The organism is uncultured Campylobacter sp., assembly GCF_938030685.1.
Lineage (GTDB): Bacteria > Campylobacterota > Campylobacteria > Campylobacterales > Campylobacteraceae > Campylobacter_B.
The window spans coordinates 1-2872 of sequence record NZ_CALHHX010000032.1; the positions used below are offsets into that span (position 1 = coordinate 1).

Below are 2872 nucleotides of genomic sequence, written 5' to 3' on the forward strand. Positions count from 1 at the left end.
CGCCTATTTTGCGCCGCTGCGCCGAGATAAGCATAGACGAAACGCCAAATATGGGCAACAGCCCAGCGGCGACCAAGCTTGCCAAGCACGCGATGAGCGATAGACGCCGTACTTTTTAGCGCTTCGAATGGGATAGAGTGGATGGATATCTACGCTCCTGAGGCGGTACAGGCTAAAATTTTAAAACTTGCGGATGAGATAAATGGGGATGAAATTTAAAATTTAAAAGCAGGTCTCCGCATTAAATTTCACGCCGGATATGCATTATGCGTCCCTGTGCGCGCAGACAAAAGTAGAGGTTGCAAAATAGGCCTCGTGCCTATCGCCCTCTGCGCCTTGCTAAAAGATAAAACAAAATGATCGCCGCAAAAACCACCGCGATTGCGGCGTAAATTTTACCCATGCCGCCGTAGCTTTTGGAGTCGTCGCTTAAATACAGGTTTATTATCGCGCCGTTATCAGTCGAAATTTCAAGCTTTGCGCCCTTTGCGCCGTTTAGTTTTACGCGCAGCATATTTGCCGCTGGGCTTGAAATTTCGGGCTTATCCATAAAGGAGTAGCTGGTTTTGTAGCTTTTCATCAAATCGTTGCAGTCTTTCGGGGCTACGAATATATCGTAAAACGCGCCGTTTTTCACGCTCAGATTTTCTCCGCCTTGCACGACGAAGTATCTAAATTTAGGCGCCTGCGTGATAAACTCCCACCGTAGCGTTTTTTGCTTACCGCCCTGCTCGTAATTAAACTCCGCGCCGTATTTGGTGTCAAATTTAAAAACCTCTCTGCTGAAAAGCACGAACTGCCTATCGCTTAAAATGGCGTTAGGATCGGAGTTTTTGTCTAAAATTTTAACGTTTTGAAGCTCCCTGCCGCTTTCGTAAATTTTAAAACTTTTCATCGCTACGGGCGGTTCCTCGGCATTAAACTCCACGCTTACGGGATTTGCGGTGATTTTGCACCCCGGCATGGGGTCTGGAATTTCATTGCTGAAAAACGCAAGCGCAGGCTCGTCGTTTGGGTAATAGACGTAAGGGCGCGAGTTTAGCGCGGTGGCGCCTTTGAACTTATCCTCCCTCATCCGTAGCGTTTCGTTTTTACACATCCTAAGTAGGAATTTACCGCTTCCTTCGTCGTTTAAATTCCGCGAGCAAAAGGCGTTGAGGCGCGAATTTCCCATCTCAAAAACGTAGCTACTTTTTTTGCCGTGCTCAAAATAGCCGATGCCGATCTCATCCGAGGCGAAATCCAAAAATGCAAATCTATGGTAAATCGCGCTTAAAAGCCCATCGATCGCGCTTTTTAGATCGCTTGAATTATAGGATAAATTTTCCCTCACGACGGCATTATAGCCTGCGTAAAAAGCGCGCTTTGACGGATTTTCGCCCGTAAAGCCCGCTCGGCCCGCGGTTTCGTCGTGCGACATCGCCTCGTTTGCGACGACATATTTTGCGTGATTAAGCGCGGAGATATTTAAAATTTCATTCTGCGCAAAGTAGTTTAGCCCCGATTTTGCGCGCACATTGTTGATGTAGCTTAGCGGATCGTCGTAAAAGGAAAAGCCGCTCATCGCAACGAGCGGCTGTTTTAAATTTGAAGGGGTGTTTTCGCATGCGGCAAAAAGCGCGCAAATCGCCCCGAGACCCAGAAGCCTAAGCCGCAGGGCCCGCTTTAGCAAACTCGACCCCCTCTTTTACGTCCTCGTAGCGTTTGAAATTCTCTTCAAACATCTTTGCTAGCTTATCGCGCGTGATCTTATATTCCGCCGGGTACGTCCATGTATTGATCGGATTTAGTAGCTTCGTCTCGACGCCTGTGAGCTCTTTTGGGATCGCTAGGTTAAATTTCTCGAAATTTTCAAATTCACACTTTTTGATACTGCCGTCCAAGATCGCGTTTATGCATGCACGCGTAGCCTTGATGCTCATTCGCTTGCCCACGCCGTACGCGCCGCCGCTCCAGCCGGTGTTTACGAGATAGACGCTAACGTTATGCTTGTCGATCTTTTCGCCTAGCAGCTTAGCGTAGACAGTCGGGTGTAGCGGCATAAACGGCTCGCCAAAGCACGCGCTAAAAGTCGCCACGGGCTCTGTGATACCGCGCTCGGTGCCTGCGACTTTGGCCGTATAGCCACTTAGGAAATAATACATCGCCTGCTCTTTGGTTAGCTTTGCAACCGGAGGCAAAACGCCGAACGCATCGGCTGTTAGAAAGATTATATTTTTCGGATGGCCGCCTGCGGAGCTTGGCTCGTAGTTATCGATATGATAGATCGGGTAGCTAACGCGGGTGTTTTCGGTCTTGCTACCGTCTTTATAGTCCACGACGCCAGCCTCATCCGCGACCACATTTTCAAGTAATGCGTCGCGTTTGATCGCGGCGTAAATTTCAGGCTCGCTGCTCGGGTCTAAATTTATACACTTCGCATAGCAGCCGCCCTCGAAGTTAAATATCCCCTCATCGTCCCAGCCGTGCTCATCATCGCCTATTAGCTTACGATTAGGATCGGTCGATAGCGTCGTTTTGCCCGTGCCGCTTAGGCCGAAAAATAGCGCCGTGTCACCATCCTTGCCCACGTTTGCCGAGCAGTGCATACTTAGCTTGCCCTCGAGCGGCAGCCAGTAGTTCATCATCGAGAAAATGCCCTTTTTCATCTCGCCGCCGTACCACGTGCCGCCGATGACGGCGACGTTTTCCTCAACGTTAAAAATAACGAAAACGTCGGAATGCAGCCCGTCGCTCGCGTAATCTTCGTTTTTGCATTTGCACGCGTTGTAAACGACAAAATCAGGATGAAATTCCGCTAGCTCGCTCTTGCTTGGGCGGATGAACATATTTTTTACGAAATGCGCCTGCCACGCGACTTCGGTTACGAAGC

The 2872-nt window shown here is 49.3% G+C and carries 2 protein-coding genes; both read right to left on the reverse strand.

Going from position 1 to position 2872, the window contains the following annotated elements:
• Positions 1–319: 319 nt before the first annotated feature.
• Complete coding sequence (locus Q0369_RS01390) at positions 320–1672, reverse strand: CAP domain-containing protein (protein WP_298094975.1); 1353 nt, start codon at positions 1670–1672, stop codon at positions 320–322.
• Positions 1647–2872, reverse strand: a 1226-nt coding sequence (pckA, locus tag Q0369_RS01395; RefSeq protein WP_298094978.1) for a phosphoenolpyruvate carboxykinase (ATP), incomplete at its 5' end; no start/stop codon positions are given. The genes Q0369_RS01390 and pckA, both read right to left, overlap by 26 nt.